The sequence below is a fragment of the Asaia spathodeae NBRC 105894 genome (genome assembly GCF_025994195.1).
Taxonomy (GTDB): domain Bacteria; phylum Pseudomonadota; class Alphaproteobacteria; order Acetobacterales; family Acetobacteraceae; genus Asaia; species Asaia siamensis.
The window spans coordinates 484,929-508,692 of record NZ_BAPY01000005.1 but is presented as its reverse complement, the minus strand read 5'-3'; the positions used below and the strand labels follow the sequence as shown (position 1 = coordinate 508,692).

At 57.2% G+C, this 23,764-nt stretch carries 19 protein-coding genes; 14 read left to right on the top strand and 5 right to left on the bottom strand.

What is annotated here, in order from left to right; genetic code table 11:
• Nucleotides 1-32: 32 nt before the first annotated feature.
• Nucleotides 33-2,393, bottom strand: coding sequence for a TonB-dependent receptor (locus AA105894_RS06670; RefSeq protein WP_267310999.1), 2,361 nt, complete (start codon nucleotides 2,391-2,393; stop codon nucleotides 33-35).
• A gap of 123 nt (nucleotides 2,394-2,516) precedes the next feature.
• Complete coding sequence (locus AA105894_RS06665) at nucleotides 2,517-3,932, bottom strand: Nramp family divalent metal transporter (protein WP_267310998.1); 1,416 nt, start codon at nucleotides 3,930-3,932, stop codon at nucleotides 2,517-2,519.
• A 240-nt stretch (nucleotides 3,933-4,172) separates the two neighbouring features.
• Between AA105894_RS06665 and AA105894_RS06660 the strand changes: the two genes are divergently transcribed.
• Nucleotides 4,173-5,033 (top strand): class I SAM-dependent methyltransferase, encoded by an 861-nt coding sequence (locus AA105894_RS06660; protein ID WP_267310997.1) that lies wholly within the window; start codon nucleotides 4,173-4,175, stop codon nucleotides 5,031-5,033.
• Here the strand turns inward: AA105894_RS06660 and mntR are convergent, their stop codons facing one another.
• Nucleotides 5,034-5,495, bottom strand: coding sequence for a manganese-binding transcriptional regulator MntR (mntR, locus tag AA105894_RS06655; RefSeq protein ID WP_267311055.1), 462 nt, complete (start codon nucleotides 5,493-5,495; stop codon nucleotides 5,034-5,036). It abuts the gene before it with no gap.
• A gap of 176 nt (nucleotides 5,496-5,671) precedes the next feature.
• Here mntR and AA105894_RS06650 point away from each other — a divergent pair, with 176 nt between their 5' ends.
• From AA105894_RS06650 to AA105894_RS06590, 13 genes are all read left to right on the top strand, one after another.
• Nucleotides 5,672-6,631, top strand: a complete 960-nt coding sequence (locus AA105894_RS06650; protein WP_267310996.1) for a glutaminase — start codon at nucleotides 5,672-5,674, stop codon at nucleotides 6,629-6,631.
• Between the two features lie 21 nt (nucleotides 6,632-6,652).
• Nucleotides 6,653-7,354 carry an acetolactate decarboxylase gene (locus AA105894_RS06645; protein ID WP_267310995.1) on the top strand — a complete coding sequence of 234 codons (702 nt, stop codon included), beginning with the start codon at nucleotides 6,653-6,655 and terminating at the stop codon, nucleotides 7,352-7,354.
• A 592-nt stretch (nucleotides 7,355-7,946) separates the two neighbouring features.
• Nucleotides 7,947-9,026 carry a DUF5694 domain-containing protein gene (locus AA105894_RS06640; protein ID WP_267310994.1) on the top strand — a complete coding sequence of 360 codons (1,080 nt, stop codon included), beginning with the start codon at nucleotides 7,947-7,949 and terminating at the stop codon, nucleotides 9,024-9,026.
• Nucleotides 9,027-9,138: 112 nt separating this feature from the next.
• Nucleotides 9,139-10,638 (top strand): sodium:solute symporter, encoded by a 1,500-nt coding sequence (locus AA105894_RS06635; protein ID WP_267310993.1) that lies wholly within the window; start codon nucleotides 9,139-9,141, stop codon nucleotides 10,636-10,638.
• A 9-nt stretch (nucleotides 10,639-10,647) separates the two neighbouring features.
• Nucleotides 10,648-11,544, top strand: a complete 897-nt coding sequence (locus AA105894_RS06630; RefSeq protein ID WP_267310992.1) for an N-acetylmuramic acid 6-phosphate etherase — start codon at nucleotides 10,648-10,650, stop codon at nucleotides 11,542-11,544.
• Nucleotides 11,545-11,551: 7 nt separating this feature from the next.
• Nucleotides 11,552-12,718, top strand: a complete 1,167-nt coding sequence (locus tag AA105894_RS06625) for an anhydro-N-acetylmuramic acid kinase (RefSeq protein ID WP_267310991.1) — start codon at nucleotides 11,552-11,554, stop codon at nucleotides 12,716-12,718.
• A gap of 83 nt (nucleotides 12,719-12,801) precedes the next feature.
• The gene (locus AA105894_RS06620) at nucleotides 12,802-12,945 is read left to right on the top strand and encodes a hypothetical protein (protein WP_188424538.1); all 144 of its coding nucleotides are present in this window, start codon (nucleotides 12,802-12,804) and stop codon (nucleotides 12,943-12,945) included.
• Nucleotides 12,946-13,869: 924 nt separating this feature from the next.
• Nucleotides 13,870-14,868, top strand: coding sequence for a lysylphosphatidylglycerol synthase domain-containing protein (locus AA105894_RS06615; RefSeq protein WP_267310990.1), 999 nt, complete (start codon nucleotides 13,870-13,872; stop codon nucleotides 14,866-14,868).
• A gap of 9 nt (nucleotides 14,869-14,877) precedes the next feature.
• Nucleotides 14,878-16,344, top strand: a complete 1,467-nt coding sequence (locus AA105894_RS06610) for a phosphotransferase family protein (protein WP_267310989.1) — start codon at nucleotides 14,878-14,880, stop codon at nucleotides 16,342-16,344.
• Nucleotides 16,341-16,742, top strand: coding sequence for an HAD family hydrolase (locus AA105894_RS06605; protein WP_267310988.1), 402 nt, complete (start codon nucleotides 16,341-16,343; stop codon nucleotides 16,740-16,742). Before AA105894_RS06610 ends, AA105894_RS06605 begins: the two co-directional genes overlap by 4 nt.
• A 14-nt stretch (nucleotides 16,743-16,756) precedes the next feature.
• Nucleotides 16,757-17,515 carry a glycosyltransferase family 2 protein gene (locus tag AA105894_RS06600; RefSeq protein ID WP_267310987.1) on the top strand — a complete coding sequence of 253 codons (759 nt, stop codon included), beginning with the start codon at nucleotides 16,757-16,759 and terminating at the stop codon, nucleotides 17,513-17,515.
• Nucleotides 17,516-17,805: 290 nt separating this feature from the next.
• Nucleotides 17,806-18,246, top strand: a complete 441-nt coding sequence (locus AA105894_RS06595; RefSeq protein ID WP_332337775.1) for an MFS transporter — start codon at nucleotides 17,806-17,808, stop codon at nucleotides 18,244-18,246.
• A 73-nt stretch (nucleotides 18,247-18,319) separates the two neighbouring features.
• Nucleotides 18,320-19,342, top strand: a complete 1,023-nt coding sequence (locus AA105894_RS06590; protein WP_267310986.1) for an L-idonate 5-dehydrogenase — start codon at nucleotides 18,320-18,322, stop codon at nucleotides 19,340-19,342.
• Nucleotides 19,343-19,536: 194 nt separating this feature from the next.
• Here AA105894_RS06590 and AA105894_RS06585 read toward each other — a convergent pair whose 3' ends face one another.
• Both AA105894_RS06585 and AA105894_RS06580 read right to left on the bottom strand, forming a co-directional pair.
• The gene (locus AA105894_RS06585; protein WP_267310985.1) at nucleotides 19,537-21,018 is read right to left on the bottom strand and encodes a globin-coupled sensor protein; all 1,482 of its coding nucleotides are present in this window, start codon (nucleotides 21,016-21,018) and stop codon (nucleotides 19,537-19,539) included.
• A 185-nt stretch (nucleotides 21,019-21,203) separates the two neighbouring features.
• On the bottom strand, nucleotides 21,204-23,678 hold the full coding sequence (locus AA105894_RS06580; protein WP_267310984.1) for a TonB-dependent receptor domain-containing protein: 2,475 nt from the start codon (nucleotides 23,676-23,678) through the stop codon (nucleotides 21,204-21,206).
• Between the last annotated feature and the right edge of the window lie 86 nt (nucleotides 23,679-23,764).

Sequence of the window (23,764 nt, the reverse complement as noted above, 5' to 3'; positions counted from 1 at the left end):
GGAATCGCTCCCTCATATCTGCGTGAAGCCGATCAGAAGCTGCTCACCACCGAGAAGAATGTGCCGCGCCTCTGCCCATACTGTGCCTGCGTCACTCCTACGCCGCTTCCGTCGCGAATCTGGTAGCGATGGTCGAAAAGATTGACGACATCAGCGCGTAGCTTGAGGCTATGCCCCATCGGGACGTGGGTGAAGGTATGAGCGTAGCCGATATTGAAAATGGCGTAGGAGGGCTGCTTTTCCAGATTGGCGAAGCCGCTTCGCAGCCCGTAGCCATAGAGAAAGTCGAGATAGGCCATGTCATGCTTGTTGCTGTAGGACACGCCCGCCGATGAGGTGAATTCGCCCTGGTGATCGAGCTGGATGCCGTGACGCCTGATATAGTCCAGCTCGGCAACCTCGAACTGGTATTGAGCCGAGTTGATGTCCTTCGCCCAGGTCTTGACGAAGGAGAAATTGCCATAGATCGACCAGCCACCATGGCGCCATGAATTGCCAATTTCGGCGCCATAAACGCGGCCACGTCTATAGCTGAACGGTGCCAGAATGACGGCACGGCCGAACTGACCCAGATCACCCTGATCGCGCGCCCATTTGCCATAGGCGTCAAGCGTGATCTGATAATCGCGCGTCACATGGTGCAGGATGCCAACATCGACATAATGGGATTTTTCGACCCTCGTCGGCGTGTTCAGCATGGTCTGGGGGGCGTTTGTCGTGCCGGCAAACTTGGCGAGGGTTGCATCTGAAATATATTGCGGCGAAGGCGGCGCGAAATAGCGCGAATAGCCAAAATGGATTGTTGTTGCGTTCGTCGTCTTCCAGACCATGTTGGCCCGTGGGCTGAGCTGCCCCTCACTATGGAAGGAGGAGGCAAAACGGTCATAACGCAGGCCGTGATTGAAGGTCAGGCGAGGCGTGATATGAAACTCGTCCTGAACATAGGCCCCGGCCTCGACGGCCCAGTTGCCACTATTGTCGATGATCCTTCTCGGGGTGGTCGAAATCTGCTCGCCTGCTTCATCGACCGGAAAAGCCAGCGTGTTGGTATCGAGACGCTCGGCCGTATATTGCCCCAGCAGACCGAAACGCAGAACATGATGGGGCGCAATGTCGTAAGAGGTATCGACCTGCAGCCCGCCCGTGGTGAAGTCGTTCACCTCATGCTGCGAGATACCTGAAAAAGCGAGATCGCGGTTTGGGTCATTGCGGTAATCGATGCGGCCATAGCGAAAATAGGGAGAGATCTGCAGGTTCATCCTGTCGGTGCTGCGCTGGTAGGACAGCACGGCATAATAGTTCTGTTCGGTCTGTCCGTTATCCAGCAGACGCGACTGGATGCTCTGATCATCGGGCGCGATGGTGGAAGACTGATAGAGAACCGGCAGCCCGGTCGTGTTCGGAAGCTCGAAATCCGAATAGGAGGCGCTGGTCAGAAGGCTGATACGGCTTTCGTCATCGAGCTGATAAGCCACATAGCCGAAGCCTTTCTCCTGCTGCGTGAAGTCATGGGTCGCACGGAAGGAATTCGTCGGGTTCTCAATGCCGATATCGTTGCGGTTATAGGAAGCCGTCACAAAATAATCCCAGCGGTCTTTCGAGCCACCAAGCTGGAGGGAGGGAATGAAGGTGTTGTAGCTGCCTCCGTAAAGCGAGACCTGATTGTTTTTCAGGCTGTCACCTGTCTTGGTTTTGACATCCACAACGCCCGATGTGCGAAAACCGAACTGGGCGGGCAGTGTCCCTGTCAGCAGATCGACTGACTGGATGATGCGGCTATCCAGTTCCTGACCAAAGCCATTGAGCCCCTCGGGCAACAGCACACCATTGACGCGATAGGTAAGCCCGCCATGCTCGCCACGCACATGGATTTCGCCATAGGAATCCATCACCACCCCGGGCAGACGAAGCAGGATCTGGCTGAAGGCTGCGTTCTCGCCGCCCGGCGTCACCTGGATCTGTCTCTGGTCGATCCCGTATGAGACGGCGCCCAGACCCGGGGCGATACGTCCGCGTGCCTGATCAAGATGCGCCGTCACGGTGATGTCTTCGCGACCGGGCGGTGTTTGTGCGACGGTTTTCTTGCCGGCAGTGGATGGACGGGGCGCCGTGCTTTTCTGTGATGATCCCGAGGGCGTGCTGGCCGCTGTCTTTACGGGAACGGATGAATGCGGTGTCGCTGTTGCAGGATGCGGTATTCCTCGCCTGGGTCCGGTCTTGACCCGCTGCGTGTCCTGAGATGCGGCTGATGTCAGCGCACTGCCATCCTGCGTTTTCCCCTCGGCTGCCAAGGCTTCTGTTGCAGCAAGGCACAGAAGGCACGGCCCGGCCAGAACCGAGCGCTTCAGAACCAGCCCCAGAAAATCTGGGGCACGCCTAGGGATGGCGCGCAAATAAGCATATGTTTCAAGGAATCCCTCAAGCTTTCTTGAATAGCAATTGCTATATTGTGAAGCGGAAAGGGGCATGGGTCGGTCTTTCACAGCATTGCGGTGGAAAAGGAGAGGGGTCTCGCCTCAGGCGGCGAGGGTGTCGTAGAGAAGTTTGAAATTGAGGAGCAGGATGATCGCCGCCACGGCCCAGGAGAGGGTTTTCATGCCGGGCGAGATCGTGAAACGCCCCATCTTGCGTCTGTCAGAGACGAACATCACCAGCGGGATGACCGCGAAGGGCAGCTGCAGCGAGAGCACGACCTGGCTGAAGATCAGCAGCTTGCCCACACCATGGTCTCCATAGAGCGCTGTCACGACCACGACCGGCAGAATGGCCAGACCTCGTGTGACAAGACGACGCGCCCAGTGCGGGATGGTCAGGTGCAGAAACCCTTCCATCACGATCTGCCCGGCCAGCGTGCCGGTGACGGTGGAATTAGTGCCTGCGGCAAGAAGAGCGACAGCAAAAAGGGTCGAGGCCAAGCCCATGCCAAGCACGGGCGAGAGCAGGCGATACGCATCCTCGATCTCGGCAACATCCTGATGGCCTGTGCCGTGAAAGGCTGCTGCAGACACGATCAGAATGGCAGCATTGATAAACAGCGCCAGCATGAGCGCGACCGTACTGTCGAGGGTTGCCCAGCGTAGCGCATCCTTGCGCCCCTCATCGTCACGTCTGTAGTCGCGCGTCTGCACGATAGACGAGTGCAGATAAAGGTTATGGGGCATGACCGTTGCGCCGATGATGCCAATGGCGATGTAGAGCATGGCAGGGCTGGTCACCACGCTTGCGCGTGGCAGGAACCCGGCCATCACAGCGGCCACCGGCGGGGCGGCTGCCACGATCTGCACGCCAAAACATACCGCGATGATGCTCAGAAGCGCGATGATGAAAGCCTCGAGATAGCGGAAGCCGCGATTCATCAGAAACAGGACGATCAGCGCATCGAATGCGGAGATAAGGGCGCCAAAAAGCAGTGGGATATGAAATAGCAATTGCAGCGCAACAGCCGTGCCGATGACTTCAGCCAGGTCGCACGCGATGATGGCCAGTTCACAGGTGAACCAGAGCACGAAGGAGATGGCGGGCGGAAAATGGTCGCGGCAGGCCTGTGCCAGATCGCGCCCGGTCACGATACCCAGACGGGCTGCCAGTGCCTGAAGCAGAATGGCCATCAGATTTGAAATCATGATGACCGAAAGCAGGGTGTAGCCGAATTGTGCTCCGCCCTGCAGGTCGGTCGCCCAGTTGCCGGGGTCCATATATCCCACGGCCACCATATAGCCCGGCCCCACGAATGACAGGAAACGCCTGAGCCAGCCTGCGCCTTCGGGCGCCACACGCACGGATGAGAAGACCTCGGGCAGACTATGCCCGTCAGCCCCGAGCGCACGTGTAAACCGCCACGATGTGCGTTTCACATCGGGCTGGTCGGCGCCGATGGGGTCGGTTCCGGTCTGGCTGGAGCAGGTTCCCTGTGCGGGCGGAGGGCAGGACATGGGGCGTTACTCAAACCTAAGGCTTATCAATATGCAATATGCTATATTCAGCAGACGCATACATTCTGGACTGATAACGTCCTGTTGATCAGGTGGTTGGTTTTGACGCGCTGTCAATGGCAGGGGCGTCGTCGCCATCGGCTCGGCAGGTCTGGCCTTTCCACTGCGAAGACGATAGCGTCAGATGCGAACGATTCGCATAATGGCTTCATGCGGCGCCGCAGCAAGGAGTGTTCTGCCATGTTATGCAACGCCCCTCTTCCTGAAATGTCACTGGCAAGGCTGCGCGGCGTGACGGAAACCATGCTGATCACGCTGGCGGCGCGCGTGCTTGCCCCAGAGCAGGAGCCCGATCTCGGGTTTCGCGACCGTACGGCAGAGGCGATCGCGGCGCGGCTGGGTTTTGATCCGGCGCGTTTCGCTGCTGACCGTAAATCGATGCGTGGGACCATTCTGCGGGCCAGATGGTTCGACCGGGTCATCGAGGCCTGGCTCATGCGTTACCCGGCCACACTCTGCCTGAGCTTTGGCTCAGGGCTCGATATGCGCCAGAACCGGCTGAACAACATCGATGCGGCGCTGTGGTACGACATCGAACTGCCCGAGATCCTGACCCTGCGTGAGCATGTTCGTCCGCCGGGAATGATCGGCACCGGGTTGGTAAGCGATGAACTGGGGGCAGGGTCATGGCTTGGTGCCCTGCCGCATAGCCAGGGTCAGCCCATACTGTTTTTTGCCGAGGGTGTGCTGATGTATTTGCCACCTGAAATCGTATGGCGCCTGTTTGCCCGGCTCAGGGATTTTGCGGCTGCAAGAAAAGCCCCGCTTGGTATCGTGTTCGACTATGTCTCGCCCTTCGTTTCACGGCATGCCCATAGCAATCCCAGCGTGCGTCAGACCGGGGCGCGTTTCGACTGGAGCCTGCGCCAGCTGCACGAGGTATCGTCTCGTGTTCCCGGTCTTATTCTGCGTGAGGACTACGATCTGGCCCGTGATATCAGTTGGGGCACAAGCTGCGTTGCCCGTCTTCATGCACTGCTCACGCGCGGGTCGCGTCTCTGTGGGGCGGCCTTGTTCGAGGCTGGCGCTGATACCGTCTGATCAGTTCGTGTCGGATGGGCCAGTCAGGGAGCCGAGTCCATTGGCAAGGGCGCGGTCGAAGGCAGCGAGTGTCTCGTCACTCACATAATGTTCGATCCCTTCCGCATCGACGCGCAGTGTCTCTTCACTGATGCCAAGGGCGCGCAGAAAGCTCTCGACGATGCGATGGCGGTTTTTCGCCTCATCCGCCACGCTCTGCCCTTTCCCGGTCAGGAAGACACCGCGATAGGGTCGGCGATGCACATAGCCCTCATTGGAGAGGCGGGTCAGCATCTTGGCGACGGTGGGTTGCGAGACGCCAAGCCGGGTCGCGATATCGACCTGCCTCGCCTCGCGCCCTTCGGCCAGGAGATCGGCAATGAGCTCGACATAATCCTCGATCAGCGCATTGCGTCGTGCCGCGCGATTGAGGCGAAACCCTTCAGATTGCGTATCGACGTCAGGAAGCGTGACCTCTGGCATGCCAGTCGGGTCGTCGTGCTGCTCGCCGGGTTTCAAAATGCCACCAGTCATGAAGCCCTCATCGCAGATTAACCCGCCGATCTCAACTGCGCTCATGCGGCAGGGGCGTTGTGCGGTCTGCGCCGCCATGTCATGTCTGTGCCACCCGATCAGGCACCCAGCAGGAAGGACAGGATATGGCCGATCTCGACAGCATCGTTGCCGAAATCGCGCATGACATGCGAGGGATCACCGAGCGTGGCCACGTGGCTGACTATATTCCTCCTCTCGCCTGCGTTGACCCGGGGAAGTTCGGCATTGCCGTGATCGATGCCGGGGGCGGTGCCCATGTGGCGGGCGATGCCGATGAGGCTTTTTCGATCCAGAGCCTGTCGAAAGTATTCGGCCTGACCCTGGCCCTGACACTTGAGGGCAGTGCGCTCTGGAGCCGCGTCCGTCAGGAGCCCTCTGGCAGTGCCTTCAACTCGATCGTGCAGCTCGAGAGCGAGCACGGCATTCCCCGCAATCCGTTCATCAATGCGGGGGCCATCGTCATTTCCGATATCCTGGTTTCGCATCTGGGGCGGATGGGCGCCCGTCAGGTACTGCTCGATTTTGCCAGGGCGCAGTCGGGCGCGCCTGAGGGGCTGTATATCGACGAGAACATGGCGCAGCAGGAGCGTGAGACGGGGTTTCGCAACGCGGCTCTTGCCAATTACATGCGCACTTTCGGCAATATACGAAACCCCATCGAAGACACACTCGACCTCTATTTTCATCAATGCGCGCTGACCATGTCATGCCGCCAGCTTGCGGGTATCGGCGGGTATCTCATGACGGGCGGGGTAGACCTTCATACTGGTCGCATGGTGACTTCGGTGCCCAATACGCGTACCATCATGGCCCTGATGATGATGTGCGGCCATTATGATGGCTCTGGCGCTTTCGCTATCCGGGTGGGGCTCCCCGGTAAATCGGGGGTAGGTGGCGGTATTCTGGCCATTGCGCCCGGTCTGGCCTCCGTTGCTGTCTGGTCGCCCGGGCTGAATGCACAGGGCAACTCGCTGCTTGGCACATTGGCCCTTGAGAAACTGGTGCAGAAAACGGGCTGGTCTGTCTTCAACCCGTTTCCGCTCTCGGTTCAGAAGATTACCTGATCAGCCAGAAAGAGAAATCGCATGAGCAAGATCACCCAGTTCTCGACCATTGGGGCCCTGATGGCCGGGCATTTTCGAGGCGAGGCGCCTCTCTCGGCTTTCTGCTCGCATCGGGCTTTTGGCCTGGGCTGCTCGGCCGAGATCAGTGGCGAACTGACCATTCAGGACGGCAAGGTGCATGAGGCGACGGCAGGTGAAGCGCTGCACTGCCTCTCGGCAGAAACAGAAATCCCCTTCGTGCAGGTGACTGAGTTCACCCCTCAGCAGGAGCGGGTAGTTTCGTCTGTCACTCATGAGAATGCACAGGAGCAACTCACCCGCTTCATTCGTCCCGACAATATCTTTCTGGCTGTCTCGATAAGTGGCAAGTTCGAACATCTCGTGTTGCGACGCCCCCATCGTGCCGATGGCGGCAGTCGCAGCGTCGATCAGGTTGCATCAGCACAGCAGGTCGATCGGCACGAGGCAATCGAAGGGCGTCTGATAGGCTTCTGGACGCCGGAACTGTTTGGACGCATCTCCGTGCCGGGTTTCCACTTTCATTTTCTCGACGTCAAATCGACGATCAGCGGCCACGTGCTCGAGTTTTCGGCGCAGAATGCCGTTTTGAGTTTCGAAGAAAAAACCACGATCGAGATCGTGAACCCGTCCAGCATGTCTTTCAAGGCGCTCGATATCGACGTCGAAGCGCTCGATGAGATGATTCACCGGATAGAAAAATAGGATTTCAATTTATAGTTGCGAAAATTATTATAAGGTACTGAGGATAAAAATATTGATTACTAATGATCAATGTATTTTTGTTTTTGGAAATGGAATCCGGTGTCAAAATGAAAAAAGATCACCTTTGAAGAGGCGCGCGAAATAGCCTCACTGCGTATCAGGAAAAATGTGGTAGATACAAAGCGCCACATGGGTAGGGAGGTTCCCGCTGATATGCAGGACATCTTGTTGGATGAGGCAGTAATCATCGGAAAGAGGTTCTGGTTCTTTTTCTGGGACCCCGAAGCAGAAGTGTTTCCCGAGGGATTATGGTGGCTGGGAAACGGTATTGGATGCCTGATAACAGATCGCGGTGACGTGCGAGATCACTGCGACATAAGGCGCAGACACCCGAAAGGTTTGAAAAACAGCTGGTCGACATAGCGGCATGGGCAGAGAGGCCTGACGAGGCTTGAATCTCGATTCAGCGACTGGCCGGGCCTCTGAACGTTCACAACGCATCGAGGGCAGTGGCTTGTGGCGCAAAGCGTAGCGCCGTGTTGCCGGTCGTATGCAAATTTGTGGCAATTGATATCAAATGTGGTGAGCAACAGTGCATCGGGTCTCTAGAATTTTCATCCTGCTCCTGGCCACACTGTCTCTCCAGGCACAAGCGCAGCCCTATCATCCCTCATTTCATCCTGAAGCCCTCAATGACTCTCCGGCAGGGCGTCATAATGAAGTTCTGGTGCTTGGCAGCCCTCATCTTTCCGGCCTGACTGCGCCATTTTCGGCCAGGGCTCTCGACCCCGTAATGGGAAAACTGGCGGCATGGCACCCCGATGTGATCGTGACCGAGAGCAGTTCCGGCTTGTTATGCGAGTGGATGCGTCGTCGGGGAGAAGGGCTGGCCGCGTCGGTAGAGCGCTATTGCCCCGACCCGAGCCCCGCCGGAAAGGCGGTGGGTCTGACCGTCGTTCAGGCCAATGATGAGGCCGATCGTCTCCTGGCCGATTGGCCGCAAACGCCGAGCCCGGCCCAGCGCCGTCGACTGGCGCTAATCTTTCTGGCGGCGGGCGAGCCGAATTCTGCTGTCGTTCAGTGGCTGCGTCTTCCACCGGCAGAACGCCGGAATGCCGATGGATTGACGATTGAATTGGTCGACTGGCTCACCCTTCAGACAACACGCAGGAATGAGAGTGTTCTGATCGGAGCGCGCCTGGCGGCAAGGCTTGGTCTGGAGCGCGTCTGGGGCATGGATGATCAGAATTTTGCCGGGATGGCGCAGGACGAAAAAGCCTATGGTGCCGCCCTGCAGCAGGCATGGAACAACCCGGCCACCAAAGCACGTCTGGTGCAGGACAAAAGACTTGACGCCCAGCTTGGCGCGGTTGACGGCTGGCTTACGCTCTACAGAGCCTATAATGCGCCTGGCTACGCAATGGAGGCTTATCGATCTGACTGGGGGGCGGCTCTGAGGGAGCCCTCAAGGCAGGGATATGGGCGTCAATATGTCGGATATTGGGAAACAAGAAATCTGCGCATGGTCGCCAATATCCGCGAGTTGCTTACCCGCGCACCGGGCAGCCGTTTGCTCGTGATCGTCGGGGCGTCGCACAAGGCCTATTGTGAAGCCTATCTCGATCAGATGCGTGATGTTGATCTTGTCGATGCAGAGGCAGTGCTTCACTGAAAGGAGCCTTCATCAGGTTGACGCACCGGGATTTCCGACGATGAGCCCTTGCCTCGTCGTCACGTCGTGACATGATGACGACCTCTCCCGACATCGTGCCCGACAAGGTGACATGAAGCCGCTCGATCTGACTGTTATCCTGATCTATTTCATTGCGCTCTCGTTTCTGATCTGGCGTGTCAGTCGCAGGGCAGGGAGATCGTCCGGCGATTTTCTGTCAGGTCATCATGATCTGCCTTGGTGGGCGCTCTGCCTGTCTCTGGTCGCGACGGAAACATCGACGCTGACTTTCATCAGTATTCCCGGGGTCGGATATACACAGGGGCTCGTCTTTCTCGGTATCGCTGCCGGATATTGTGTCGGACGAGGCGCAGTCGCGCTGTGGTTTCTGCCACGCTATCGCGAGGGCGCGCTGACGAGTGCCTATACCCTGCTTGGGCAGCGCTACGGTGCCTCCATGCAGCGTCTGGCCTCGGGGGCGTTTCTGATCACGCGCTTTCTGGCCGAGAGCATCCGCCTTCTGGCGGGCGCGCTGCCTGTCGTCTGGCTTTTTACACATGCAGGGCTGCCCGTCGGTCGGTGGACGGTTCTGGGCGCCATACTGGCTTTCACACTCCTCTACACCATCCTCGGTGGATTGCGTGCAGTCGTCTGGTCTGATGCGATCCAGCTGGGGCTTTATGGTTTTGGCGCAGTGTTCTGTGTCGTCTTTGTCGGGCACACCGTCACCATGGCGGGCTGGCATGAAGCCTGGCAGGCCGGGCGCCTGCAGGTCTTTCATCCGATGACGGCCACTAACTGGTGGCACGATCCGTTCACCCTTGCTTCTGCCGTTATTGGCGGGGCAGTGCTTTCCGTCGCGTCTCATGGCACTGATCAGCTTATGGTGCAGCGCCTGCTGGCCGCGCGCTCTCTGCTTGAGGCGCGCCTGGCTCTGATAGGCAGCGCAATCGTGGTGGCTCTGCTTTTCGGTCTGCTTTCGGTGCTGGGGGTGCAGCTCTGGATCCGGGAGGCAGGCAAGAGCCTCGCAGGGCTGGGGCTCGACTCCCCTGATGCGCTCTTTCCGCATTTCATCGTCGACGCACTTCCGGCGGGGATATCGGGGCTGCTGATTGCAGGCGTGCTGAGTGCGACGATGGGGTCTTTGTCTTCCACCCTCAATGCGATGGCGGGCGCGAGCCTGACCGATTTCGGCCCTGCGCCACAGCGTCTGATCGACCGCACCATGCGGGCGCTGGGCTATCAGCCGCGTGCCCTGTCTGCCCCGCGACTCATGACGCTTTTCTGGGGCGTGATTCTGCTGACAGGGGCTGCCCTGTTCACCATGGGGACCAAATCGGCGGTGATACTCGGCCTGACCATAGCAGGCTGGTCTTATGGGCCGACGCTTGGCGCCTTCCTCTGCGCGCTTTTTCTGCCGGGTCTCGGAGGGCGCGCCGTCAGGACAGGGTTTGTGGTGTCGCTTGCCGCCATGGCACTCGTCCTGATCGGCGGGCAGATGGCGGGCGTTTCGATCGCCTTTCCGTGGCTTGTCCCGCTGGGTATCCTGTTTCACCTTGGCGCAGCCGGGCTCGTGAGGGCCTTTGGGCCAAAAAGCCGGGCGAGGCCGTAAAGGAGCATCATGACCAACAACTCGTCTTTTCCCCAGACCGAGGCGCATGATCCGCGCTACGCGACGATCGAACTCTGGCCCACCGCCACTATTCTCGACGCGCTGGCCGAAGCCCAGATGGCGGCAACCGCCTTGGTGCGCGCCGCCGTACCAGCGCTGGAGGCGGTGATCGAGGCTGCTTTGCCACGGCTGCGCGAGGGGGGACGTCTGTTTTACGTAGGGGCCGGCACTGCCGGGCGCGTCGGCATGCAGGATGGTGTGGAGCTGACGCCAACCTATGGCTGGCCCTCAGAGCGTCTGGTGCTGATGCTTGCCGGTGGCAGCAATGCGCAATCTCAGGCGGTCGAGGGGGCAGAAGATGATGAAGACGCGGCCATGGCTGAAATGGCGGCGCATCATGTCGGCCCACATGACGTGGTGTTTGGCATCGCTGCGAGCGGGAACACGCCGTATAGCTGTGCAGCCTTGAACGCGGCGCGCAAGGCTGGCGCCCTGACCATTGGCATCAGCTGCGTGGCGGAGACGCGCCTACTGCGTGAGGCAGAGCTAGGCATCCTGCTGCCGACCGGGCCGGAAGCCGTGGCCGGATCGACCCGGCTCAAGGCAGGGACAGCCCAGAAAGCAGCGCTGAACCTGCTTTCGACAACGCTCATGATCCGTCTTGGCCATGTCTATCGTGGGTTGATGGTCGATATGCGTGTCACCAATGCCAAGCTCGGTCGCCGGGCCGTCACGATGGTGCGTAGCCTCGCCGGGGGGAGTGATACTGAAATCGACGAGGCGCTCAGGCTCAGCAAGGGCAATGTCAAACGCGCCGTTCTTCTGCGTCACGGCATGACACTCGATGAAGCCAACGCCGCCCTGGTCGCCAATGGCAATAACCTTCACGCCATTCTCAAAGCGTGAGGCCTTCATGACGATGCGCTCTGCGGAACCGGGATTTCTGCGTGTTATCGGCCTTATGAGTGGGACGTCGCTCGATGGTGTCGATGCGGCGCTTATCGAGACCGACGGTGTAACGGTCGGGCGTCGGGGGGCGTCGCTCAGTCTGGGTTATGACGCCGCCTTGCGTCAGGCACTCTATGCCCTGTTCGATCGCGCTTCGGAGCTCAGGGGTGATGAGCCTGAGTTGCTTTCGGCCGAGCGCGCCCTGACCGATATCCACGCAGAGGCTGTCCGTCAGGTTCTGACGATGGAGGGAGAGGTCGATCTCATCGGTTTTCATGGCCAGACCCTGTTTCATGCGCCGCAATCGGGTCGTACCTGGCAGATTGGCGACGCACTGCGCCTCTCGGGTGCAACGGGCCTTCCGGTCATTCATGACTTCCGGAGTGACGATGTGCGGGCCGGAGGGGAGGGGGCTCCCCTGGCCCCCTGGTATCACGCCGCCTGTCTGGCGGGGCAGGGAAGGCCAGTGGCCATTCTCAATATCGGCGGGGTGGCGAACGTTACCTATGTCGGTCGTGACGGGACTATTCTCGCCTGCGATACAGGGCCCGGGAATGCCCTGCTGGATGATTGGGCCTTGCGTCATACAGGGGTCGCCTGCGATCACGATGGCGCCCTTGCCCGTGCGGGGCAGGTCGATCAGGCAAGGCTCACAGCTTTGCTCGCGGCGCCGTTCTTTCATCGCCTGCCGCCCAAATCGCTGGACCGCCAGGCCTTCATCGCGGCCCTTGATCTACTGGCACCGCTCTCGGCTGAAGACGGGGCGGCAACGCTTGTGGCCTTTACGGTGCAGGCTGTCGCGACCACCATTCTGCCGGAGGCGCCGCGCGCGTGGTTTGTCTGTGGTGGCGGGCGCCATAATCCGGTGCTGATGCAGGCTCTCGCAGAGACGCTTGCGGGTCGTGTGGCCCCGGTGGAAACGCTGGGATGGAATGGTGACATGGTCGAGGCAGAGTGTTTTGCCTATCTCGCCATGCGGTCGCTACGCGGACTGCCTCTTTCCGCACCGGGTATTACCGGAGCACCCGGTCTGTTTACCGGCGGGCGGTTGAGTGCAGCGGCTATACGTCCGGCCCCGGGATTCTGGCCATTGCCATCACGCGACGCGGCTCTGTCGCGTGATCCTCATTGATTGATCTGTCCTTTTTGCGCGCTTGATTGACAGTTTCCATGTGCTGATGCGTTGATGAAGCGAACCAAGGAATGGACGATATCATGGGTAAAATTCTGGCAATTCTGGTGGGCGCACTGACCTTATCCGCCTGTAACGGCATCGAGCATGCTGCTTGCAGCAATGATCCGACGGCGAGTTCCTACCCGGTCAACAGCCCCAAAGCCGTGCTGCATACCTGCAATTGAGGCGGTAACACATCCGAGAGTTATTTGTATGTTACGTCTGGGTCAGTCTTGTAAGGGGGGAGATATACAGGGTAGCTTGAAGGGGCTGGTGGTGTATCATGCCCCTCGGGGGCTGCTTCAGCCGCATCAGCAGGATGCTGGGAACGATCTCCTCTGGATCAGGGGAGTAGCTTAGACGAGATATCTACGCAGGTAGATTATGGCTACGAGGTTGACCTGGCCCCAGCCGACGTTCCATCCAGCCGAGCCTATGTGTTCATTTTGGCTCGGCGCGCTGAACGAAATCGTTGCCAGTTGTGATCCGTAATCTAGCAATTAGCGCTATTATGGTATGCCTCGCCATATCGCCCGATAGAGCCGCTATACCTTACTGCTGTGGGGGAGAAAAAGTGTTGCTTTTCAGCAATGTTCTAGACGAATGAAAGGATGTTGAGCCAGTCTCGGTATGGTTAAATTGGCAGTGGCTTGATGGCTTGGCGCATTCTCCTGCTCATGCTCGCATACGATCATACGCTGCCGGTAACGAGCGTTTTGAAGCGTTCACCTCCATTAGAATTTTCATCAACCAAAACCTTGGTGCCTCAAATCTTTGGATTGGCCATGCTCTGTATTTTCGAAGAGCCACTTATGCCCACATTCGATCGTATGCGGAACCGGTCGAGCGCAGGCGGCAGCGCGGATATGATTTCTTTTACCTGCCTCATTCTGTGGCTTACGGGGGAATTGCAGGCATTTGACTGACGTATGACCGTCAAACTCCCGCAAATGCAGCTTTACATTCTTGCACTGTTGACGCAACGATATCTCTCGCCTAAGACTTCTCAAGCACGAAGAGCATCAGGTGTATGCTCGGGAGAGTGACCTCTCCACGATGGTTGGTTTGTGGCGCCATGCAGAAACAGATCTTCCAACTAAGACATAGTGATGAGCGGCGTTATGGTGCCTACGACAAGCGAACGCCTGACCAGACCAAATTTAAATTTGCGTCAATCGTTGTGTAACTTTCTCAACAGAGGGAGGTTTGTCGCGGTTGCGGCTACAGGCGCAATTTTGCTTATTGCCGGTGGTTCCCTAGTTGCTCGGGTGTTGGGACCGTTTCTCGGTGGTGCGCTGATGGCCTCAATGGTGTTTCTCTTTTTTGCGCACTGCTTGAGAGCAGTACGGCTATGTGTGGTTTCTAGCCACCTACTAAAGATCCCAGCCCGAACGACGTTTTTTCTGCATTTCGCAACTGTGCCTTTCGCGATCATCCCCCCTTTTAAGGCTGGCGAGGTGATCCGTCTTCTGAACCTCTGGCTTATTGCTCAGAGTTTATCGAAGGTCATAGTGACCGTTGTATTGGACCGTTTGTTCGACGCGGTAATGCTGCTACTCTTACTCTCCGGGCTGTACCTGAATGGGCATGCGTTAAGCTGGGGGGGCGACGCGGCGAGGACAATTCAGTGGATGATCGTGGCAGTGACCCTGTCTGCAGGCATATGCTTCCTTATCTGTCCCCGAGCTTTCACAAGGCTGCAGAATTACGTGGTTGTTCGGCACTCTGGTAGTCGTACCCTCTTCGCGTTACGTCTGCTTGATATGGTGCGTATCGGGACAACCGATGGCGAGCGTCTGCTGCGTAGTCAGGGCGCCATCCTTATGATGATCACGGTATTGATTTGGGGCCTTGAATTGCTTGCCACGGCGCTGATCAGTGACATTGCTATCGCATCTTATTACCACAATGCTGGCGTCCTTCTTGTGAGCCGGACGACGCAGGAATGGCGGGCTGTCATCGCGCAGAGTATCGACCCCGCTTTGGCGGTCTCGGCGGCAGCCAATATATTTGTAATTTTGCTCGTTTGGCCTTTTGCGACGTGGGGTTATCTCGTCCGATTGCCTAAATGTGGGGCGTCGGCCGCACAACAAAGAACGAAAGTTTGAGGAAGAAGCGTGGCACACATCGTTACTGTAATATTCGATGACCGGATTGCCCCGTCTTCTGATATTGCGTCAATAATAGGGGATGTATCGTTCGCTAGAATAGTGCGGCGTCGTCAACGTCTGGCACTTGAGATCGAGGCTGCGGCCAAGAAAGCGCAATCTGATTTCTTCTTTATCAAGACTGACATTGAGGCTCACCAATTCGCCCGTCATATCGAGACGCGCGACCCGGGTAGCTTTTATTTTCTGCTTCCGTCGTGCATCGCCCCTTTATGTATGGACAAGCTAGTAGATATCCTTCTCAAGGCAGCCTTTGCGGTTGATACGATGCTGCTCAGACCAGTCAATGACGATGTAGCCCCTATATTGTTGTGCGCGAAGGATGCCGTCACCTTGCTTGGCGCTGACGATGATGAAGATCGCCGCAGCGTTCTGCACAGGCTTGCCGATAGTGCGCCATGCATGGATGATCATGCTTTGATGGTAGATCTGCGCATCCTGCGTAACTTGCAAAGATTTTTGGTGGGATCAACAGAATCCCGACATTTCAATGATACCTCTGCTTCGAGTGGTATTTTTTACAAACGCTCATCTGACATCGCTAAAATGGAGGGTGAATACAAATATTTTCATGTGGCACCCGAGGAAATGACGCGCTTTCTTATGCCTACGTTCGGCTTTTGGAAGAAAGAAGATAGTGCAGGCTACGCTATGGAGCACCTGCCTATCCCGGATGTCGCGCTGCAGTTTCTTCATGGCGCGTTTCAGCCGCCCGAGTTCGATACGCTTCTAGAAAGCTTTTTTGCTTTCATTGCCTCGCGCAAAAAAGGCGCGCGAAATGCCCAACATACGGTGGCGGAGGGAAGAAGACAGATTCTCGGAAAGCTCGAGGCGCGGCTGGCTACTTTCCTCGACACGGAGCAGGGGCGGAAACTTGATGCTATTCTGATAGCTTCGGGCCCACGTGGCGGGTTGCGTGATATGCATCATGATGCTGTCCCCTTCATAGAGCGAGCAATTGAACGTTTTCCTGATCCGCATCTCGTTTTTGGTCATGGGGATCCCTGCTTTTCTAATATACTTTTCGAGAAAAGACTGGGATTCATGCGGCTCATCGATCCAAGAGGGGCGGTGACATTCGAAGCGGGTCTTATGCATCCTCTCTACGACGTTGCTAAGTTCAGTCACTCTGTTATGGGTGGTTACGATTTCATCAATAACGATCTGTTTTCCTGTTCTCTTACCGAACGGATGACCTTGGAGTGCTCGCTTGATGGGGGTGGACCACCCCAATGGATGCAAACGGCTTTCTGTGGGCGCCTCGAAAAAGCTGGGTTCGATATCTCTGCCGTACGCGCAGTAGAATTATCGCTATTTCTGTCAATGCTCCCTCTTCATAGCGATAGACCCAATAAACTGGCAGGATTTGCTCTAACTGCCGCATCTATACTCGATAGATTGGATGATATAGCATGATTCGTGAAGATAAGGTTCTGGTTGTGGATGTGGATGGCACATTGTGCGACATCAAGCAGGCTGGAATGAGCTATGCCTCCGTCGCACCGGAACCACAGCTCATTGCAAAGCTGAGGGAATTGCATGACCAAGGCTGGCATATCATCCTGAATTCATCCCGAGGCATGAGGTCGAGCGGGGGGAATCTGGGGGTGATTAACAGAGATGTCAGTTCAGTCATGCTTCAGTGGCTGATGCAGCATGACATTCCCTTTGATGAGCTTCATCTAGGCAAACCATGGGCTGGGCATAACGGGTTTTACATCGACGACAGAGCTGTTCGGCCTCGCGAGTTTGTGGATAATGACTTCCCTGCGATTGAGGAATTCATCAAACGTGATCGCATTGCCAAAGGCTGACTATAATGGGGATAATGGCGATTACGATGGCGGGCTTGGGATCTCGCTTTAGCAAGGCTGGATACTCGAAGCCTAAATATGAAATAGAGGCACTCGGACGTCCTCTGTTTGATTGGTCTATGTTGAGCTTGTCGGCATTTAGGGACTCAGGTTGGCGATTCCGTTTTGCCACCCGTAAAGAACTTGATGCCAAAGCGTATATCCTTGATCGATGCAACCTTCTCGGAATTAAGGTCGACGAAATCGTCGAACTGGAGCATGCAACCGATGGTCAAGCGACAACTGCTCTAACGCTTGCTGAGGGCACAGATTCTCACCTTCCATTTGCTGTCTACAATATCGATACTTTCGTAGGCCCGGGGCTTATGGCGCCTCCCAATCCGGTTGATTGCGACGGCTGGATCCCTTGTTTTCGTGCTCCGGGAGATGGATGGTCGTTTGCACGCTTGAACGATCAGGGCGCAGTCGTTGAGGTGAGGGAGAAAGTCCGGATCTCTGAATTCGCCTCCCTAGGCCTGTATTGGTTCAGCAGAAAGGATCTATACACGGGTTTATACCACGAGCAGTTTTCCAGGCCTGACGGAATGGAGAAAAATGAGCGGTACATAGCGCCAATGTACAACCGTTTGATTGAGGCCGGGAAGAAAGTCCTCATATCTGACATAGCTGTTGCCGATGTCGGTATGCTTGGGACACCAGAGCAGGTCTCCAGCTTTATCGCGCAGCCACCGTTGGTTGCTCGAATCCTGCGGGATACGAAGCTGAAGCTCTGAATCATAATCGCTTCGCGGAATAAAGTAAGCTGGTTTTAGGCATGCTGCCGAAGTGATGGTGATGGCCTGCGCTATCGACTAGGATATAAGGGTCTTCGCTCTTTTGGTGAGGATATTCCTCTTGCGGCTAGGCGCGGGAGTGGCATTTTTCGCTCGCAGCGCGCCTTCAAAAGATCTTTGCAGCGCGCAGGGGCGGGAGCGTTCGTACCTGCAATGAGCGTTCGACACCGGGGTGTAGGAAGAGCCTCGCTGACAGGAGAGAGCCAGATCGAGCTGACCCTGATGGAGCCGTGCCTGTTTTACTTCTCTACCTGCTGAAACAGCGCACGATCTGGGGGATGATGATCGGGTTTTTCTGTCTCAACTTCGCTATCTATTTCTTTATTACCTGGTTTCCGACCTTCCTGATCAATGCGCGGCATTTCTCGTTTGCCGATGTGCGTTATTACGGGCTCTTTCCGGCCCTGTTCGCCATCCCTTTCGGCTGGATCGGCGGCGGCGTTTCAGATGCGCTGCTGCGTCATGGCTGGAGCGCGACACGGGCCCGAAAGACCTGCCTCGTGGGGGGAATGCTCGTTTCCTGCGTGATCGCCTTTGCCCCGATCGTTGAAAGCTCGGCGATGGCGCTGGTTCTCATGGGGATCTCCTATGCGGCTCTTGCCTTTACCGCAGCCAATATCTGGATCTTGCCCGTCGAGCGCCTTGCCCTGCCGCAGGACACGCGGAAGTGAGACGCTCTTTGCGCAACGTCGATCGTGTTTTCAGGCTTTTATGCCCGTCTTTTCAGCCAGCAGGATTTCCGTCATGACCCAGGCTCTTGTCATCCACGCGCCGCACAACCTTCAGGTCGAGCAGCGTGACGTGCCGGCCCTGCAGGCAGGGGAGGTACGGGTGCGTGTAGAGGCAGGCGGGATCTGTGGCTCGGATCTGCATTATTATCATCACGGTGGTTTCGGCGCCGTGCGCATCAAGCATCCCATGATTCTCGGGCATGAAATCGCAGGGCGAATTGCCGAGAAGGCGCCCGATGTGAGCGATCTCGCCATCGGGGATGTGGTGGCAGTCAATCCGGGCCTCGCCTGTGGTCATTGCAGCCAGTGTCTCGCCGGTCGGGCCAATCACTGCACCGATATGCGTTTTTATGGCAGTGCCATGCGCGACCCTCATATAGACGGGGCTTTCAGGCAGGATCTGGTCTGCAAGGCGCGTCAATGCGTGAAGGCTGTGCATAAGACACCGGCTGAACTGGCGCTTTCAGAACCATTTGCCGTGGCGCTGCATGCTGTCCGTCGTGCGGGTGCCCTGATGGGCAAACGCATTCTGGTGACTGGCGCCGGTCCTATCGGAACGTTGGTGGCAGTTGCCGCGAGACTCAATGGCGCCCGAGAAGTGATTGTCACGGATATCCTTGCCGAGCCGCTTGCGATCGCTCTCAAGGCAGGCGCCGACCGCGTGATCGATTCCCGCGAATTTCCTGAGGCATTGGCGGGGCTGGGGCGCAGTATCGATGTCCTGATCGAATGCTCGGGGAATGAGCAGGCCCTGCGTGGCGCTCTCGATCTGATGGCGCCTTGTGGCACCATCGTGCAACTGGGGCTGGGCGATGATGTGACCCTGCCGCAAAGCCGGATTGTCACCGGGGAACTGAGCTGGGTCGGTTCTTTCCGCTTCCGCGAGGAGTTCGCCCTCGCCGTCGATCTCATTGACTCCGGAAAGGCCGATCTGGGCGCGCTCGTCACGCAGCGCTTTGCATTGAGCGACGCAGGCAAGGCATTTGACCTCGCTTCAAACCGGCGGGAAGCGATGAAAGTCCTGCTCGAATTCTGAGGCCCTCTCTCCCGTGATCTGAACGAGAGGGGACCGCCCCGCGTTCCTGCCGGGCGGTCATAGCCGAAATCTGCCTTCGACAGCCTGTATCACCACAGGGCATGCCATCACGGCAAATACCCAATGCAGCGCGGTGACATGAGCCGCCGCTCAGGGGAAAGCCATCATGTCCACAGATGCGTGAGAGCGGTCGCTCAGGGTGTTCGCGTTGTCGTTTTGAAATGGGAGACGGCGCGGGTCAGTGTGTCTGCGGTTGAAACCAGATTGCCTACCGCTTCGGCACTTTCTTCTGCGGCTCCGGCATTCTGCATTGTCGTGCGCTCCAGTCCTGACATGGCACTATTCAACTCTGTGATGCTCTGCGACTGTTCCTGTGTGGCTGTGGCAATTGTCGAGACCGCATTATTGATTGCCTCGACCTGCGCCATGACTTTTTGCAGGGCCTCTCCGGTCTCACGCATTTTGGCGGCTCCGGTTTGCACCTGCTGATCCGACTGGCTGATGAGGGCGCCTATCGCTTCGGCAGCCTCGCGCGAGCGCTGGGAGAGGCTCCTGACCTCATTGGCGACAACTGCGAAGCCTTTGCCGATATCTCCCGCACGCGCCGCCTCGACACTGGCATTCAGCGCCAGAAGATTTGTCTGGAAGGCGATTTCATTGATGATCGTGATGATGCCGCCAATCTCGCGAGATGAGCCCTCTATGGCAGTCATGGCTGCTATCGTGTCGTTTTTGACCTTTTCGGCATGTTTGGCTTCGTGCCATGCGACAGACACCATCTTGTCTGTTCTGAGCGTCTGCTGGGCGGTCTGGCGTATCCGTTCGGTAATCTGCCCCAGGGCAGCGGACATCTCTTCGCCCGCAGCCGCCTGCTGCTCGGTGCGGCTTGAAAGCTGCTCGGCCCCTTGCCTGATGTCATGCGCATTGGTGAGAATATGGGCGGCCTCGGACGATATGTCGTTCATCGTTCGCGAGAGTGTGGCGGCCGTCTGGTTGAAATGCTGCCTGAGTGCTGCAAGCCTCTCAGGAATGTCATTATCGCCGATCCTGCGCGTGAGATCGCCATTGGCCAGGGCGCTCAAGGCGTCGCCGAGAACCTGCACGGCGGCCTTGTCTTCTTCCGCACGGCGGGCCTGTTCGGCCTGCATGGCGATGCGCGCCTTGTCTATATCGTTCATATAGGTCGAGATCGTCAGATCTATCTCCAGAAGAACAGCCTTGCTGAGGCTGACGAGCCGCTCCGTCAGGGCATCCTTGCTATGGGGCGAGAGACGGGTGAGCAGGTTGCCAGTCGAGGTGTCGCGGATGATCGCCTTGAAAAGATGCTCCATCACGCGGCCATAAGCGCCGATATAGAGGCTCGGTTCCAGACCGATACGGGCATGGGCGGCGCCGATCCGCCCGACATTATCGACATAGTCCTGATCGAACCTGGCTTCGGCAATGCTGTGCCAATGGGCAACCTGAGCCCGTCTGGCATGGTCCATATGGGCAGGGTTGGAGAAAAACGCTCCTGCCTCTGGCGACGTGCTGATCTTGCGGTAAAGCCCCTCAAGAGCTGTCGGTATTTCACGGTCGATCAGATCCGTCATCGAGCGAAGAGCGCGGAGATCCGTCTCCTCCATGCCCATGAAATCCCGTCTGCGATTGAAATCCGTCAGCGTGGTTTCAGTCATGAAAGATCCGGTCCCTTACGTTAATCGCCGTCAGTATGCATGAAAGCCCCTGTATCGACCCGGTAACGTTACACTGTAAAGGCCCAATCCGGATGTGATCATAAAAGTCGAGTTGTACCCCAGGCCTCTCAGGAGAGGCATTGACTTATGCGGACACTGGCGCGCGTCTTCTGAGACGTCTCATTTCAGAACTGGGCATTGATCGTGCCGATGAACTGACGCGGTGAACCGACGAACAGATTGCTGTTATTGTCGCCCGACAGAGAGGCTGCACCATAGACGCCGCCGATATAGTTCGTGTCGAACAGATTGGTGATGCCGAAACTGGCCTTGAAATGCTCAGCAAAGCCGATGCGGCCGAAATCATGGGCGATTGTTGCGTTGGCCAGCCAGTAGGGGGGCAATCTGATATCGTTCAGGAAGGTCATCGGGCGCGAGGCGATGTAATTAACGTTGAAATTGAACTGCGTGCCGCGCCAGAGATAGGCCAGATTGGCCTTGTACATATAAGCCGGATAATAGACCTGTTTTTTCCCTTTCAGGCTATAGAGTTTGCCGCCGTAATTGATGCCCGTTCCCTGATAGCGGGCGTCGTTCCAGCTGAAGCTGTTGGTGATCTCAAGCCCCTTGACCGGGCGAATGGCGCCAAGAATATCGACGCCATCCATCGTCTCGCGTCCGACATTCATATAGGCGTTGCGCGTGTTATTGGCCGTGCCTTCGGTGATGGAGGCGAGGCGGTTGTAGTAATCGGTATGGTAATAATCAATTGTGCCGGTGAAGAATTTCGCGTCATAGCGATAGCCCACGACATAATTCCATGTGCGCTCAGGCCGAAGCGTTTTCTTGCTGGCGTCGAAGACCTGTTGGGCCGGTTGCGCGGCATTGCCCAGCCCGCCCCATGCCGTACCTGACGTTGTCTGTGAGTAGTAATCATAGGCACGCAGATTTTCGGCGATATCCCAATAGACCTCGTGATGATTCAGGAAATGATAATCAAAACTGAAATGCGGCAGGAAAGCTCCTGAAGCTGTCAGTGAGCCACGGGCCGGTCGCCTGTAATAGGCATTCCAGCCTTCATCCTTGAGTTGCTGCGTGTAGTCGTTCTTCGTGCCGCCATGGGTAGTCTGGGTGAGGGATTTGAACCCGGCCAGCAGTGTCATCCCCTTGATGATCGTCCAGCGATCCTGAAGGAAAAACTGGAAGGTATTGGTGTTATAGGTGTTTTCGAACCAGGTATGCCCCGTGCCCTTCCTGAGGTCCGACATCATGCTATGCGCGGCTTCGGGCGTGTCCTCATACAGGCGGGCATCATAGACCCAGCGGTTATTCTCGTACCACAAACCGCCCTCGATCAGATTGTGATGAGGGGCCTCATAGGACAGCTTCTGGGTGAAGCCGAGACGGCGCATATCGGCATGGGCACGCTGCAATGCCATGGGAACGCCACTTACCGTGCCGTCTGCCAGCAATTGCGGCACGCCATAGCTTGGGGAGGTGACGAAATTATTGGTCCCGCCATAGACACCGCTTGAGATATTGCCATAGGCGATGGTGTCGGAATGCAGATGTTCCGACAGATCGAAATGCCCGGTGACGGATGAGAGATAGCTGCGCTGTATCTGTGAGCCATCCCAGGCATAATTGCCGATCTCGTCATTCGACAGGATACCGTCATAGCCTGGCGGTACGTCAGAGGTGTATTGCGCGTAATAGGCCCAGAGCTTGGCCTTTTCGTAATCCGGTTTGAGATAGGTCGTGTCGCGGCCCATGCGCTCCCACATGTTTTTGGTGACGGAGAGGTAATTGGCCTGTGTGAAATTGCCGAAGCCGAAAAAGCCCGTCAGCTTGCCATGCTGGCCTACAGGCTGAACCAGCTTGGCGTCAGCCTGCAATTCGCGCTGATAGCCTTCGCCTTTCCAGAGCTTGCTCTCGGTTCTGGCGAAGGACGTATAGAACTTCGTGCCGCTTGGATTGAGCGTGCCACTATCAGCCCGCACATAGGTGCGAAACGCATTATAACTGCCAAAGCTTTGCGAGACGCGTCCACCGGCCTTGTCTGACGGGTCTGACGAGACATAGCTCATCGCCGCGCCCAGAAGCTGTGCTGAAAAAGTGTCCAGAGAGCCCGCGCCCTGTGAGAGCGTCATTCCCTGCAAATCGTCCTGGATCATCGCCTGGGTGATCGAAACGCCGTTCTGGTTGGTAAAGCCCTGCGTACCGAGCGGCATACCATCGAGTGAGGCACCGATCTGCGTCTGGGTAAAGCCGCGCACGTAAAAGGTATTGGCTGCCGTATCGAGGCCGAAAGCGTCAGATGAGGTAAAATTGGCTCCCGGCAGGCTTTGCGCCAGAATCTGCATCGGATTTGTACCTGGGATGAAACGTTCCATGACGGCACGCGTGACAGCAACCTCTGCCCCATGACTGCGTAGCCGCTTGCCGCTGACGGAGATCGACTCCTTGCCCTCGATTGCAGGCAGTGGGTGCGCCGGGCGATGGGCCTTCTTCTTTGGGCGCACCCGCTCCTTTTCGGAAACTGCCGAGGGAGAGGTGGCAGCAAGCGGGGGTGTTGCCGCCAATGAAGTCTGAGGACAGACCGGCATGACCACGCCAAGGGTCAGGAGAGAAAGGGACCATCTCCGGTAACGACGCGTCATTGAGGTTTCCTGTTTTTATTACCTATAACATTGCGTTACAATAACGATATATTCATGGCAATATTATTTTGTAATCGTATTGTTTC